14 protein-coding genes are annotated in these 14258 nt (G+C 44.5%); 3 read left to right on the plus strand and 11 right to left on the minus strand.

The window, feature by feature from the left end; translation table 11 throughout:
• Positions 1–43: 43 nt before the first annotated feature.
• The 5 genes from EZMO1_RS02265 to EZMO1_RS02285 all read right to left on the minus strand — a co-directional run bounded on the left by EZMO1_RS02265 (position 44) and on the right by EZMO1_RS02285 (position 5478).
• On the minus strand, positions 44–772 hold the full coding sequence (locus EZMO1_RS02265) for a class I SAM-dependent methyltransferase (RefSeq protein ID WP_034879381.1): 729 nt from the start codon (positions 770–772) through the stop codon (positions 44–46).
• A 124-nt stretch (positions 773–896) separates the two neighbouring features.
• On the minus strand, positions 897–1793 hold the full coding sequence (gene hpaA / locus EZMO1_RS02270) for a 4-hydroxyphenylacetate catabolism regulatory protein HpaA (protein WP_160174128.1): 897 nt from the start codon (positions 1791–1793) through the stop codon (positions 897–899).
• A 57-nt stretch (positions 1794–1850) separates the two neighbouring features.
• Positions 1851–2876 carry a TRAP transporter substrate-binding protein gene (locus EZMO1_RS02275; protein WP_034879380.1) on the minus strand — a complete coding sequence of 342 codons (1026 nt, stop codon included), beginning with the start codon at positions 2874–2876 and terminating at the stop codon, positions 1851–1853.
• 91 nt (positions 2877–2967) lie between these two features.
• Positions 2968–4542, minus strand: a complete 1575-nt coding sequence (gene hpaB / locus EZMO1_RS02280) for a 4-hydroxyphenylacetate 3-monooxygenase, oxygenase component (RefSeq protein WP_201772245.1) — start codon at positions 4540–4542, stop codon at positions 2968–2970.
• Positions 4543–4719: 177 nt separating this feature from the next.
• Positions 4720–5478: a lipopolysaccharide kinase InaA family protein gene (locus EZMO1_RS02285; protein ID WP_034879378.1), complete on the minus strand. Its 759-nt coding sequence runs from the start codon at positions 5476–5478 to the stop codon at positions 4720–4722.
• A 153-nt stretch (positions 5479–5631) separates the two neighbouring features.
• Here EZMO1_RS02285 and EZMO1_RS02290 point away from each other — a divergent pair, with 153 nt between their 5' ends.
• From EZMO1_RS02290 to EZMO1_RS02300, 3 genes are read left to right on the plus strand one after another with little or no spacing between them, the layout of a single operon-like run.
• Positions 5632–7212 (plus strand): acyl-CoA ligase (AMP-forming), exosortase A system-associated, encoded by a 1581-nt coding sequence (locus EZMO1_RS02290; RefSeq protein WP_034879377.1) that lies wholly within the window; start codon positions 5632–5634, stop codon positions 7210–7212.
• Positions 7209–8435: a pyridoxal-dependent decarboxylase, exosortase A system-associated gene (locus EZMO1_RS02295; RefSeq protein WP_034879376.1), complete on the plus strand. Its 1227-nt coding sequence runs from the start codon at positions 7209–7211 to the stop codon at positions 8433–8435. Before EZMO1_RS02290 ends, EZMO1_RS02295 begins: the two co-directional genes overlap by 4 nt.
• Positions 8435–9289 carry a GNAT family protein gene (locus EZMO1_RS02300; RefSeq protein WP_034879375.1) on the plus strand — a complete coding sequence of 285 codons (855 nt, stop codon included), beginning with the start codon at positions 8435–8437 and terminating at the stop codon, positions 9287–9289. Before EZMO1_RS02295 ends, EZMO1_RS02300 begins: the two co-directional genes overlap by 1 nt.
• A gap of 49 nt (positions 9290–9338) precedes the next feature.
• Here the strand turns inward: EZMO1_RS02300 and EZMO1_RS02305 are convergent, their stop codons facing one another.
• The 6 genes from EZMO1_RS02305 to EZMO1_RS02330 form a co-directional block, all read right to left on the minus strand.
• On the minus strand, positions 9339–10058 hold the full coding sequence (locus EZMO1_RS02305; RefSeq protein WP_236632092.1) for a hypothetical protein: 720 nt from the start codon (positions 10056–10058) through the stop codon (positions 9339–9341).
• Positions 10059–10311: 253 nt separating this feature from the next.
• Positions 10312–10554 carry an acyl carrier protein gene (locus tag EZMO1_RS02310; RefSeq protein WP_034879374.1) on the minus strand — a complete coding sequence of 81 codons (243 nt, stop codon included), beginning with the start codon at positions 10552–10554 and terminating at the stop codon, positions 10312–10314.
• A gap of 43 nt (positions 10555–10597) precedes the next feature.
• On the minus strand, positions 10598–11395 hold the full coding sequence (locus EZMO1_RS02315) for a glycosyltransferase family 2 protein (RefSeq protein ID WP_034879373.1): 798 nt from the start codon (positions 11393–11395) through the stop codon (positions 10598–10600).
• Positions 11396–11418: 23 nt separating this feature from the next.
• Entirely contained in the window at positions 11419–12210 is a 792-nt protein-coding gene (locus EZMO1_RS02320; RefSeq protein WP_034879372.1) for a glycosyltransferase family 25 protein, read from the minus strand.
• 13 nt (positions 12211–12223) lie between these two features.
• On the minus strand, positions 12224–13024 hold the full coding sequence (locus EZMO1_RS02325) for a glycosyltransferase (RefSeq protein ID WP_034879371.1): 801 nt from the start codon (positions 13022–13024) through the stop codon (positions 12224–12226).
• Between the two features lie 34 nt (positions 13025–13058).
• The gene (locus tag EZMO1_RS02330; RefSeq protein WP_034879370.1) at positions 13059–14252 is read right to left on the minus strand and encodes an O-antigen ligase family protein; all 1194 of its coding nucleotides are present in this window, start codon (positions 14250–14252) and stop codon (positions 13059–13061) included.
• Positions 14253–14258 lie beyond the last annotated feature (6 nt).

The following is a 14258-nucleotide window of genomic DNA, read 5'->3' on the forward strand; positions in this document are numbered from 1 at the left end:
GGCAGAAGAGGGGATCTCCCCCTCTTCTGATTTGATGCATTCATTAGCTAACGTTTTTGGCGAGTTGTCTTTTTTGGTGTCTTTTCTTCGTCTTCTGGATTTTTCGGCGCAGAGAAAAAGGCAATAAACTCAAAAGCTTCTGATCGGTGCTCACTTGCATGAACTGCTCTGCAAAAGGCAGATTTGAGAGCCAGAAATTAATTCTGTCCTGGTGGGTTAAACCGATCATAGAGTCTTTGGGTGTCGTGTAACTTTTATAGCCAATATCCGTCATCTTCTGTACTAATTCATTCTCGTCCCTGCTTCTGGAGGGGATTTTTCGAATATCGAAATCGACCATGATATTGGAGAGTTTGTTGATTGAGCCACTGTCTAACAGGCTTTTCAAAATGAGTGCCTCTCCACCTTCGCAGTTAAGCTTCATAATGGTCAAATCGCCATCAGAAACGTGCTCTTCGATAAAGGTGCTGGCATTTATAAATGTGCAGCTGGCAGTGAGTGACGTATCAATATCAACTTTGTCCGAGAAGAGGCTGGCTCCGCCCTCCTTGTCCCCGTAAAGCAGCTGCTCACCATCAAAGTCAGCCAGACCAAATTGCTGCACAAAGAGTTTCCCGCTCTCTATGTACGGGCTGAACTTCTCCCTGATGTAGTCACAGCACTCAGCGATAGGCTCAAAGCAGTGAACTTCATCAAACAGGTATTTTGGCTTTAATACCTCTTCCAGAGTCTCTCCTTTGTGGCCGCCAACATCTAAAAAATATTTTTTCATTTCGCTTCTGCTTTGGTTCGAGGTAATTTGCTGCTTACAAAATAGACAGGATTGGTGGCAGAAAGAATATTATAATGGCAGGTAAACGACAACGTTAATTATCAGGGTAACTTGGCTCCTACCTTCATAGGTCTCTTTCAGGCTTGAGCCTGAACTGATTGGGTGGCAACCCGGTCATCCGCTTAATGAAGCGTGAGAAGTAGGCTGGGTCTTTAAAACCAAGCTGGTAGCTGATCTGGTTAATGCTTTGTCCGGTAAACAGCATCAGTCGTCTTGCTTCAACAAATACCCGGTCGTGAATAAGGTGTTTGCAGGACTTTCCAGACAATCGCTGGCAAATCGTGTTCAGATGAGTGGTGGATATGCCCAGTTCTGCTGCATATTTGACGATAGGCCAGTGTTCTGTGTAGTGGGATTCAATAAGGATGTTAAAGCGGGTAAAGGTTTTGCTGTCGGTCGTCCCTGTATTAAGCGTAGGGTTGTTGTTCGCGGTCATTCTTAACAAGTTAATCAGGAAAAGCTTTGTCCATGCGGCGATTGCGTGGTGCTGGTGCCGAGTTTCATTCTCAAACTCTGTCTGAAATAGCTGGCACAGTTCCAGAAAATGACGGGTTTTGGTATCGCTGTGCTTCAGGGAAAAGCAGCGGGGAGCGTCATAAATAATTCCAGTGTCGTTTAATAATGCCCAGACAGTTTCCTGCTTTACGGTCATAACATAGCCAGAGGTTTCGTCATCGGTGACAAACGCGTGAGGAGTGGCTGGTGGCGTATAGATACACATGGGGGCGTTCACCCGATAATAGTGATTGTCGAGTTGTACCCTTACCGAACCTTGCAGAATCACATGTACCTGAAAATAGCGATCGTGGTGGTGAAGAGGCATGTTGCGACCAAAGAATAACGCCATTTTCTCATATCGCTCATAATGAATATCTTCATGGGCGTAGCGTTGGTCGTAGGCCTGACCAATATTAATATTGGGAATGCACTGGATGTTTTTGTCAATTATCAGGTCTGGCACAGACTTTTCCCTGACTGGTTTCGTTGACAGGCTCCGCATTGCGGAGCCTTGATCCTCTTATCCCTGTGGTGTGTAGTTTTCAGCGTACTGGCGGTAAGTCTGAAGAGCTGCCTTGCCGTCAACGCCACGTTTCTTGGCGTTGTCGAGCCATTTATTTTCAACCAGAGGAAGAATTCGAACCAGCTCTTTTGTCATGGCGTCGTCTTCGTTCAGGTTAATGATTTCAACGCCACCGGCTATTGCGGCATTAATGCCGTCAACATCAGCTTCTTCCCAGACCTGACCAATGCGCGCTGACAGCTTCTCGCCAGACAATGCGCGAATGGCCTCCCGGTCTTTAGCCGACAGGTTTGCCATAAAGTCTTCACTGACGAAGAAAGAGAAGCTTGCCCGGTATAAACCACCGGGGAAACAAATGACCTGCTTGGTGACTTCACTTAATCGCAGGGCTTTCAGGTCCTGCAATGAAATAATGGTGCCATCCACTACGCCCTGTTGCTGCAGTTCGTAGATTTTACTGGCCGGTGCACTGATGCCGGTGACCCCCAACAGCTCTCCGAGTTGTGACGCTATGCCCCCGGTCACACGGATCTTTCTGCCTTTTATATCATTGAAACTGTTAGCGGGTTGAGTGAGATAAAGGCAATTACCGCCATTGGTGAACAGTGCCAACAATTCAATGCCTTCGTGTTCGTTCTGTTTGGCAAAGAACTCTTTATTCACTTTCCAGAAAGCAGCAGAAGAAGCCCGGGCATCGGCTTTTACATGAGGCATTTCTGCTACTTCAGTCATGATAAAACGGCCGGGGATGTAACCATGAACGGACCAGCCGGCATCGGCTACGCCGTCTTCAACCAGATCGAAGTAGCTTTTGGGGTGACCCAGATCATATTCCAGTTTGACTTTAACGCGACCTTCCGTCGCTTCTTCAACTTGTGTTGCCCATTCGGGGAATACGGTTGCATTCATTGGGTGTGAAGCAGGCAACCATGTGGCGAGTATCATTTCTGTGGCGGCCTGGCCGGTGCTGGTGACTGCCGTTAATGCCAAGGCGGCCAGTAATTTCAGGCTGTGTTTGAACATACTGGATTCCTGATCTTTTTCTTGTTGAGAGAGTATGGTCCAAAGGTCTGTATGTAGTAAAGGTTGCCCTGTCGGCAGCCTTTGTCTGTTGCTACAGGTAGCCTTTCTTGAGGTCTTCACCATTGTGGTAGGCTGGATCGTTCCAACCATCAATGTCGTAGTCGCTCATGCATTTCTCAACCAGTGCACTCATCTCTGCCATGGCTCCGGTATTGCGTGCCCAGCGCAGGCATTGCATACGCACTTCTTCAGCACTGCCTGCGTAGTTGATTTCATACAACTCATGTCGTCCACCAAATTCGGTGCCAACAGCATCCCAGAGCAACTTCATTATTTTAATACGGTCAACGTGTTCTATGCCGCGTGAACCACGACAGTATTGAGCCAGATATTTATCCAGCTCGGGGTTCTTCAGATCCCTTGCACCACTAGGCATGTAGATTAAGCCGCTGGCGGCAGTTTGCTGGATAATGTTCATGATCTTTGGATACGCCGTCGGTGCAAATACCCGATAGGACTGCAAGGCGGCAACGTTCGGCAAGTAGGCATCCTTTTGCCAGGGTTCAGCTTCGGCATACATGGAGTCAGTCAGTGACCAGAACATATTTCGCCAGGCGACCACTTCACCGAGGTCGGCAGAAACACCCCGGAAATCAACAACGCCTGTGCACTCAAGGGCTTTTTCCAGCAGACCTGCAAGGAAGTCGAGTTTGACGCATAGCCTTATGCAACCCTGCATTGGGAACAGGCGACCAAAACCCGCCACCGGGAACCATGAACGGAGTTTGTCGAAATCGCGATAAACCAATACGTTTTCCCAGGGCACAAAGACATTATCAAATATCAGAATTGCGTCGTTTTCATCAAATCGGCTGGACAGTGGATAGTCAAAGGGTTCGCCCACCCGGCCGGAGTTCATTTCATAGGAACCACGGGAGATTAGCTTCACGCCTTTGGTGTTCATCGGGGTGAGGAACATCAGGGCAAAATCAGTATCGTCGCCAATGACCTGCGCAGAACCCTGGGCTATAAAGTTGTAGTGAGTCAGGGCTGAATTCGTGGCAACGACTTTGGCGCCACTGACGTAGATGCCTTCATCGGTTTCCCGTTCAACATGTACATACACATCTCGTACCTGATCGGACGACTTGTCCCGATCTATGGGCGGGTTGACAATAGCATGGTTGAGATACAGGCAGGATTCCTGAATGCGCTTGTACCAGCGGCGGGCATTGTCTTCAAACTTGCCATAATATTCCGGGAATGCGCCTAATGAGCTGCCAAAGGCGGCTTTATAGTCGGGTGTACGTCCCATCCAGCCATAGGATATTTTTGCCCATTCGGCGATAGCGTCCCGCTGCTCTCTCAGTTCGTCTTTGCTGCGGGCATAGCGGAAAAACTTGTGAGTGTAGCCACCGTTTCCGGTATCGGTTTCCCGGCACAGTGTATCTTTTGATTCAGGAGCATGGAGGGCGTCGTACAGTTTGGCGACGGTAGCCGCCGAGTTTCTGAAGGCCGGATGTGTTGTGACGTCTTCAATGCGCTGTCCGTCAATATAGACTTCCCGGCCATCTCTGAGAGAGGCAAGGTATTCTTCTCCGGTCAGTGGACGGTTCGTTTCTGCCCGAAAATCTTCCGGACGATAATCCTGAGGGCGCATAGTCATGATATTTCCTACCTATATTATTTTTGTCGTTTTGTGCAGGCGGTAATAGGTAGATTATTTCTGTTGTGGAAAGTACATGGAATGGCTTTTTGGTGGAAAGAGTTGTACTTTTGACAAGTGTTTTCTTGACAATGCAGGCATGAAGACAAGTGGCTTCATGCCGTAGCAAAGAGTTAATCAGTGTCGTTTGTCGGCAACGCTGCTGACGTTACCCCAGCCACCCCAGTAATTCTGTTCTTTCACCAGATTGATGACATCATAGGCCAGCGCCTTCCGCTCCTGCTTGTCAAAACGACCGTAAGCTTCGTTGTAAGTGTTGAAGAATGTGATGCGGTCTTTTGCGGTGAACTCGCGAAAACTGAGTTTTTTGGCCAGTTGCACAAGGTTTTTCTTCACCAGCTTCATGGGAATCTTTTTGTGATAGCTGTTCCGTTCAATATCAATCATAACGAAACGACCTTCTTCGGTTGGTTCCATGAGGATATTGCCCGGGCGCAGGTCTCCGTGAACGATACCGGCTTTATGCATTTTCCCGATATAACGGGCAAAGGAGACGATCCATTTCTGGCGTTGAGTTTCGTCAATGGTTGGGTCATTGCGGAGCAGGAAGTCGGGCACTTCTTTTCTGGGGCCGGATGCGGTGACCAGATAGCCATTTTTATTCGAGAATGTGCCGGATGCGACCACTTCAGGTACTTCAAAGCCTTCCTTTTTGGCAATGTTGGCCTGCTTGATCCAGCGTTCACTGCGGCTGCCACGAACCATTGCCTTGATGTTTTCCATAGCGTTTCGGGGCAAGAACTCTTTGAAATAGAGTTCTTCCGAGCCATTGTACTTGGCGACCTTGGCCATGGTTGAAGAACGAATCCATTCCCAGTCTTCAGGCAGCTGGTTGACTTCGAGTTTCGCGAGGGCGGTTTTAAAGTCTACGCTCATATTGGTTCGGCCACAGCATCCGTGAGAGAAAAAGTGAGACGATAATGCAAGAAAGCGAAAGATGGAACTATTCGTAGATATGACGATCACACTGATTACAAATGCTTTGTTTGTTACAATCCTCCGTTATTTCTCCTTTACTTGGACCGATGTATGAGTCAGCTTCTCCACCAGTTGCTTCTGGATCAGGCAGAGAAAACACCTGATGCGCAGGCTCTGGGTGTCAAAACACAATGGTATGATTACGCCTCTGTGGCCCATCATGTAAAGCGTGTTGCCACAGGATTACAGCAACATGGGCTGACTCGTCATGAACGGGTTGCGATTTATCTGCCTAAAACGGCAGAAGCCGTGTTTAGCTTTTTTGGGGCAACTGCAGCAGGTGGCGTGATGGTTCCGGTGAACCCGGTTCTGAAGGCTCCTCAGGTTGTGCATATTCTGAAAGACTGCAATGTGCGCTTTCTGATCACCAATAAAGCCAGATACAAACAGCTTCAACCATTGTTGAGTGAGTGCCATGACCTGATTCAGGTAATTGTAGTTGATTCTGCTGTTGATGAAGCACTTTCGGTTCTGTCCTGGGAAGAGTTTCTTGGGGATGCAGAGCAGTGGCAGCACTCATCCGGCATTGATGCCGATATGGCTGCGATTCTTTATACCTCTGGCAGCACCGGTAAGCCAAAAGGTGTCGTATTGTCTCACCGTAATATGGTGACAGGTGCTCACAGTGTTGCGCAGTATCTACAGAACAAGGCAGACGACAGATTGCTGTGTGTACTTCCATTCAGTTTTGATTATGGTTTCAGCCAGTTGACCACGGCATTTTCTGTAGGGGCAAGCTGCTATCTGCTTGAATACCTGTTGCCAAGAGATATCGTTAAAGCGGTAGAGAAACAGAGTATTACCGGTCTGGCTCTGGTACCACCTCTGTGGGTTCAGCTGGCAGATCTTGACTGGCAACAGGCAGGGCAGGGCTTGCGCTATTTTACCAACTCTGGCGGTGCAATGCCTACGGCAACGTTATCATCATTACGGGAAAGGTTCCCGAATGCTTCGCCTTACCTGATGTACGGACTGACGGAAGCCTTTCGATCCAGCTATCTTGAACCTGCCGAAGTTGATCGTCGTCCGACGTCTATGGGTAAGGCTATTCCTAATGCTGAACTGCTGGTGGTTAATGAGCAGGGCGAAGAGTGCCAGCCTAATGAGCCGGGTGAGCTGGTTCACCGGGGTGGTCTGGTGGCAATGGGTTACTGGAATGATGCAGAGCGTACTGCTGAACGTTTTAAACCGGCACCCATGGCATTCAAGGAAATTCCAGCGCCTGAGATGGCAGTCTGGTCAGGGGATGTGGTGAAACGGGATGAAGACGGTTTTCTGTACTTTATCGGGCGTCGCGACGATATGATCAAAACGTCTGGCTATCGGGTCAGCCCCAGCGAGTTGGAAGAAGTGGTTTATGCCTCTGGGCTGATTGTTGAAGTAGCTGCTATCGGTTTAAGCCATATCCGGTTGGGACAGGCGATTGTTCTTGTAATCGTTTGTGGTGACGAACAAACCTTTGATGAAAAAAACATTATCAAATATTGCCAGAAGAACCTGCCCGCTTATATGGTTCCGGCCAGAGTGATTAGAAAACAGAGTCTTGCCCGTAACCCGAACGGCAAGATTGACCGAAAAGTATTAACTGAAGAATACAAAAACCTGTTCAGTGAGACAGGGGTAAACGAATGAGTAAAAAACATGACCGGCTTGAACGCATTAATGTTCGCGACAACGAATTGCTGATAGCTGGCAGAAAAGCTTCGGAACTGCTTGAGATTGCCGGTGGTTCGCCGCTTTATGTCTACAGTCGTACAGAATTAAACGACAGAGTGAAAGAGTTGCGTGCAGTCATGCCTGAAACTCTGAAGCTGCACTATGCCATCAAGGCAAACCCCATGCCTGCTGTTGTACAACATATGTCAACTATGTTGGACGGGTTGGATGTCGCTTCCCATAAAGAGATGCTGGTGGCTCTTGGCACAGGCGTTAATCCGGAAACCATCAGTTTTGCCGGGCCTGCCAAACAGGTGGTTGAGCTTCGTGCTGCGGTATCGGCAGGGATTATCGTCAATGTGGAGTCGATACTGGAGCTGGAGAGGCTCTACACCATTAGCGACGAACTGGGAATAAAGCCGAAAGTGGCCCTCCGTGTGAATCCGGATTTTGAACTGAAATCATCCGGAATGAAAATGGCGGGCGGGCCTAAACAGTTTGGTATCGATGCGGAGTTAATGCCGGAGATTCTGGCTAATCTGGATACGTCGAAAATTGATTTCAAAGGTTTCCATATTTTTTCAGGTTCCCAGAATTTGAAAGCGGATGCGCTGATCGAAGCTCATGGTAAAACCTTTGAGCTGGCAGCGAGACTGACAGAGCTGTCTCCTTCGCAGGTTGAGCATGTCAATATCGGTGGCGGGCTGGGAATTCCTTATTTCCCGGGCGAAAAGACGCTTGATGTAATGCCTGTTTCGGAAAACCTGCAACGCTTGCTGAACAATAGAAAAGGCGCGTTCCAAAAGGCTGAAATTGTTATGGAATTAGGTCGTTACTTTGTTGGTGATGCGGGCTATTACCTCTGCAAGGTAACTGATAAGAAGATTTCGAGAGGTCAGACCTATCTAATGACGGATGGTGGTTTGCATCATCATCTTTCCAACTCTGGAAACTTTGGTCAGGTGATTCGTAAGAACTATCCTGTACTGATTGCTAATCGTCTGGATAGCGATGAAACCGAAAAGGTAGAGATTGTCGGGCCATTGTGTACGCCTCTGGACATTGTCGGTGCAAAACTGGAACTGCCAAAGGCAGACGTCAATGACATTGTTGTGGTGTTTCAGTCCGGTGCTTACGGTGCCACAGCCAGCCCTCAGAACTTTCTGAGCCATCCTCATGTCAGGGAGTTGTTGATCTGATGTCCGCAGCTGCATTGCCTAAAGCAAAGGTCAGAGCCGCAACGGCAGAGGATTTTGATGCGGTCTATCCGCTACTGCAGGAGCTGAACAGTACTCGCTTTACCCGTGAGATTTGGCAGAGGCTGTTTACCAACCTTTGGCAGCAGGATGACTGGTGTCCTGGCTATGTGCTGGATAATGGAGAAGAGGTGGTTGGTTTTCTGGGAGGGCTGAATTCAACGACTGAACTCAATGATGAAGTACACACTGTGTGTAATCTGACAGCGTGGATTGTGAAGGATGAGTATCGAAGTAACTCTATTATGCTGTTGATGCCTTTTCTCAAGCGCAAGAACACAAGCCTGACGAGCCTGACCTCTTCGCCGGAGGCTTATAAAGTGTACAAGAAGCTTGGGTTTAAAGATGTGGACTCAGAATGCCGGATTATTTATCCACTGCCTTCTATTACAGGGAAATACAGGGTTATTTCAGACAGGGAAAAAGTTTTACAGGCTTTGAGTCAGCAGGAAGAGAAAGTTTTTAGTGATCATGAGGGGCTGGATGTAAAGCAGCTTGTGATCAGTGACAGGAAAGAGCATTGCTATTTGTTAATCACCCGACGATTAGGTCGTGGGCACATTCATAAAATAAGCAATGTTGAATTGTTCAGGAAGGCAATTGGGGCAGTAAGCCGTACTATCTGCAAGAGTATTAATGTTAAATCGTTGCAGGTGGACGAGCGTTTTCTGGAAGGGCAGAAAATTCTTTTGTCGAGAAAAAAGGCGTTTTCCCAGCCTAAACAGGTCAGGGGGCTGTTACCTCCTGTATTGGTGGATGCGGCTTATTCTGAACTGTCTGTGTTGGCTACAAAATAACAAAAAGCCTGGGATTTATGGTTGATAAATTCCAGGCTTTTTATTGTAATCAAGCGAATTGAATTTGAGCCCAATCAAGCTTAGGTATGATTTTATCGGGCAATATACTGGAAGGTGAAATATTGAAACATTTAATTCCTAAGTGACCTAACTGCTGAGAAAATAATCTGAACCATGGCAATATTTGAGTTTGGTAATCTCTGTTTAAAAAAGAAGGCTCATCATTTTGTCTTTCATCATAAAATCTTAGGCCCTTCTCAACAGATAAATCCATGCCAAATATGTAAATTTCTCGATAACCTAGAATTAATGCAACTTGAATTGCAGAAATAACAACTGTCGCACCGTCAAAGATGCCGACTTCAGGATTCAAACTGACACCTTGCTCTGTAGCTTTGTTGTAATAAACAGAGTGCTGTCTTTTTGAAAGTTGGTTAATTTGCATTTGATTCAGATGTGCCGTGTTGATGTTGCAGCCAGCATTTTCATAAAGGACTAATTTTTCAGGTTCTTTTGTTAGTTTGTATTTAATTATTTTTTCTAAGTTTTTATCGTTGCAATAAAAATTTTCAGAAACTCTTATTGCTTCTTTTACTATACCTTGTTTTTTTTTAAAAAAAGTACCGTCAGTTACAATATAGTGTTTTGGATTTATGTTGATTTCTTTGAATTTATGCAGTGAACCGTTTACACCAATAAAATCTATATTTTTTTCCAAAGAGGCTAAAAAGCTATTGTCAATTTCATTAACCGAAGGGCCTGTTGCCAAGATAGCGCACTTCCCTTGAAACGATCCCTGCTTTCCTTTTATGTGCGAGATTTCTGAAAAGTACTTACCTTTGAAGTAAGAATTAACGGAGTTGTTTAGTAAGCATGGTCTTGTGAGAGCTAAGTACTTATACTTTTGTAGAGGGGTTTTTTGATTGGAATAAGAGCTTTTAAATAATGATCTGGCTTTATTAAAGAGCATAATAGAACTTTTTAACAGTACATCTCTAAATGTCGATAATGGCTAGGTTTGGTCATAAATTTCTTTTGTTAACGTATTCTAAAATACTGCCAACAGTTTCAAATATGGTTGCATCAATGTCATCATCAGCAATGTCAAATCCAAATGACTCTTCTAGAGCAGTGATTACGCCTACTACAGCCATTGAGTCGAATTCAGGTAAGGCTCCTATAAGCTCTGTTGATTCTGTAAAACTACTAGTGTCGATTTCGAGTATGTCTTTAAGTATTGTATTAATTTCATTAAGGTTTGGCATTAGATAATCCTGTACTACATCGTTTAAATTAAAATTTAAAGGTTTATATTATGTTGCCTAATATAATGCCTAGACTAAAAACAGCTGCTGCTATAAAGTAATTTCTGATCTTTTTCTTTCTCTTTTTCTTCTTTTCATTCTTGTCGCTTATATGAGATTCATAACCTGTGTGTGCAACTGCATCATTTTCAAGAATGGCTGCATACATATTATTAGACGTCATGTGTTTTGAAAGACTACTCTCGACAAGAGAGGCACTGTTCTTTTCATCGAAGAATGAAGAGTATCCGTTCGATATTTTTAAGTAATCAGAAGTTCTTCTTAATCCGGGGTTGAAAGAAAAGCCCTGCCATTTTTCTTTAGATGATAATAACCGGTAATAGACCGTGTTTTCTTTAGTAGTAAACTTATCGCCCAAAGAGTGAAAAGGGTAATCTCTCTGCACATCATGGTAAAAGCTTCTCAGCCAGACCTGATAAGCCTGACTATCTGATTTGAGTACTGACAGAGAGTCTTCTATAAAACCTGTCCGGTAGAAATCCCAGTCATCTTCACAGTGAAAGATATAACTAGTATCAACCAGTGAATAAGCCTTATCGATAGATCGAATTTGCCCTAGCTTTGGTTTGTTAACAATGACTGTAAAGTATTGTTTATATTGTTCGGGAATCGCCGAGTGTATGGCATCATCACCAGAATCCTCAGTTATAATTATTTTTTTTATGGGGTATGTGTTGAACTTGAAGAAACTATCAAGAGTATTCTTTAAAAGATCAAATCGACCACAGCTTGTAATTACAACTGTAACTTCACTGTCTTCAGAAAAAACTGAAGCTGACATAAATGATAACCTTTTAAAAATATTTACAACCAAGGTGGCGGGAGCAGTTTTTTATACAGACGCCTGATGCTTTTCTCTATCTCTTTAAGGAAGTTTGTTTCATTAGGCAGCCTTCTTTTTATTCCTAAGTCCTTAAGGAGTGGGAATAGGTCTTCGCGAATAGAGGACGACTCCAATGCATCCTCAGTGATTTCTACATTTCTTGGATAGACAGCATAAGTATCCAGATCTTTGTTGATATAACCTCCAGTCATGAAGTCATCCACTGGCATGGAGATCGGAAATGCGTGTTTCAGTAATTTCTGAGCGCCCTTATTACTCACCAGGTAGGCGGTAGTGCATGCACTTTTATTTGAAAATTTAACGAGCTTTGAGTGAGAGGTTATTTTCTTTTGTTGCCAGAAGGAAGGGTAGCACTCTCTGTAGTAGACCATAATCAGGTCTTTATAAGGCTTTTCCTGAAGTAGGGCGCTGCATGATTTCAGTGTTTCCTCAGAAAGCACTGCATCGGATTCAATGACAAAAGCAACATCAATGTTCTCATCGACAATTTTTTGCCAGATGGTTGTATGGCTCAGGTAACAACCGATTTCTCCTAATGCTAAAGGTCTGCCAAGATGGTCTTTTGCATGACTTTCAGAATAAATAGATTTCTGTTCATCAGTCAGTTGGTGGCCATCTACAGCATTTGAAAAGGAGAAGGTAACACCAAGCTTAGCAAGATGCTTCGAGATTTCTATTTTTCTTTGCTGCTCTCTCTCCATGCAGATGGCAAAGACAGGAATGGAAGAAAGTGTAGTTGCACTGCTTTTCATAATTTCTTAAGCATCAAAGGTATTTGTTTTTTAAGTATTCGATGAAAGAGCTTTCAGGGAACGTTGAATTTTTATCAAAATCCTGACTCTTCAAGCTTTTTTTACGCATCATTTCATTCCAGAGGTGAACCGCATAACTGCCATTAAAGAAATCACGGTTATCTTTGAAAGTTTCATCAAAAATAGCATTCCAGTTATGATGTGGAATGGGGTAAAAGTAAGTGAAGGGTTTTAAATGGTCAAGAAGTTGATGGTGTTTAATCGCCCGGGTAAAGCCTAAAGGGCCGCCAGTCTCACCCCATTCAATTTTTGATGGGTCATTTTTATAGAGCGTTTTTCGTATTAGCTTACGCCGTTTATCTGATTTGGTATCATAGGGCAAAACCATGTTGGGATTTTTACAGATCTCGATCATGTAGGCTGAAAAAGGGTGACCTTTAGGGAATTTCATGACAGCACTGTTGATTGAGTTGTAGGCTTCAGCCGCAAGAATAATCTCTTCATCTTCAAAATCAAATGGCTTCAGGCAGATAACATCCATATCCACCCAGAAACCACCTTTTGCATAGACAACCGCATGACGGAACCAGTCAGAAAAACCAGCATAACTGCCTTTGCAGTAAGTGAAAATGTTGGATTCATGAATGATTTCGTTGGCATCACAAACTGTGGTGCCTTCCGGGATGTTCTTTACGTTGTCATAGACATAAAGGTGAAATTCATGACCGTTTTTTAAAAATGAGTTGATGCAGAGCTGCTCCATTGTGGAGAGCTCAGGACCGATCCAGAGCGACTGTATGATGTCTTTTTTCATAGTTGGTGGAAGGTATATCTAATAATACTGAAAATTATAAGTAAGTGTTTGAACTTGCCAGGGCTTTCTTTTCAATTTCGTCGTAGGCATTTGCCATGAAAAGTGGAAGAATGAAGGCAAACAGCATACCTCCCGGGTATTCAAAAATACGGTGTCCATCAAACAGTAAAGCCACCATGATTCCGAAAACAATAGCATCCCACTGATTGAGCTTTGAAGCGCCGGTGATAATCCGATAAGGTCTGATGAGCAGGCAGGCAAAGAAAAGGGCTAAAGCTACCATGCCACCATAAAATGCCATGTTTAAATACACTGAATGGTAGTTGTTCATGATTAAGCCATTCTCAAGCGTCATTCTGGCACTTGAAGCAATGCCGTGACCAAATATCAGTGTAAGGGGACTACTGGTTATCTTGGAAATAGCTGTTGAGTAGATAACAAATCTTGCCGAATCGCCTCTGCCTAGCAGGCTGGAAATATAGTCAGGCGATATGATTTGCACTAAAAGAACTGAAAGAATGATAAAACCCATGCTTGAAAGCAGGTAAAATTTAGATTTTTCAGAGTTTAAGCATTTTGATAAAACAATTACAGCCATACCTATAGAAGCACCAAGAATCGCTCCACGAGAAGCTATCAGTAAGATACAAGTTCCTAAAACGATAAATATTGCTGCAAACTGAAGTCTTAATGGAGTGTACACTGCTCGATAAAATGCAGCGATAGCTGCACCTGCAAGAAACCAACTGACCGGGTTTCTGTTGCCATAGACTCCAAATACAGGGTCTTCAAGGTGGGTGCCGATACCTCCCCATTTCAAACCAACGGTAGCGAGTAGAGTGAGTGCTGAGAGTATGTAGACAATATCAAAATTCTTGAGTTTCTCTGAATTGTATTTGGCACTGCAAAATACCAGCAGTAAAAATGCATAAGTGGCTAATATTCTTGTAGCCATATTATGGATGGAATTACCCTCAGACCAGCTAAGGTTTATTACAAAATATAAGCTAAGTAAGCTGAACAGCTTCACAAAGGTATTGCTATAAAAGCCTTTTATGTCTTGCCAACGCATGAATAACAGAATGGGCAGGCATAACCAGACTCTATACAAATTAACGACAGCTTTACTGTAATCAATTAACGACGGGGCCATTATGGCGATTACTAGAAAATAAAACGACCATTTTTCAATGATCAGTTCTTTAGGCTTTGGCAGTGAAAGGTTCATCTTCTA

It is taken from the genome of Endozoicomonas montiporae CL-33 (assembly GCF_001583435.1).
In the GTDB taxonomy this organism is placed as follows: Bacteria; Pseudomonadota; Gammaproteobacteria; order Pseudomonadales; family Endozoicomonadaceae; genus Endozoicomonas_A; species Endozoicomonas_A montiporae.